We start from the raw sequence: 277 nt of genomic DNA, 5'->3' as shown, positions 1-277 counted from the left end.
ACCTTTTTTGCTTTCTTCTGTTTCGTTAGTAACGATGGGAGTTTGCTTAAAAATATCGACATCATCAATGAGGCTGTATCCCATTAGAGATTTTACGATCTCTTTGGCCGTTGTTATCGCCGTCGACCACTCACTCTTAGAAATAACGCCATCTTGATCACCTGTGAATGCACCTAGCGTACGATCCGCATTACGCTGTGCCAGTTTTACTGCCATGGTCGTCAATGGCGAGGCCATAATTGATGTAGATGCTTCTGTTTCAGAGTCCAACATTGCC

The 277-nt window shown here is 44.0% G+C and carries 1 protein-coding gene; it reads right to left on the bottom strand.

All coding sequences use genetic code 11. The annotated features are described in order from the left end of the window. Positions 1 to 277: hypothetical protein (locus F8B77_RS17820; protein WP_208846190.1), on the bottom strand; the 277-nt coding region annotated here is incomplete at both ends.

This window comes from Aliivibrio finisterrensis (assembly GCF_008933155.1).
GTDB lineage: Bacteria > Pseudomonadota > Gammaproteobacteria > Enterobacterales > Vibrionaceae > Aliivibrio > Aliivibrio finisterrensis.
Note: the sequence above shows the minus strand (reverse complement) of the source record. Positions and strands in the feature narration are given on the sequence as shown.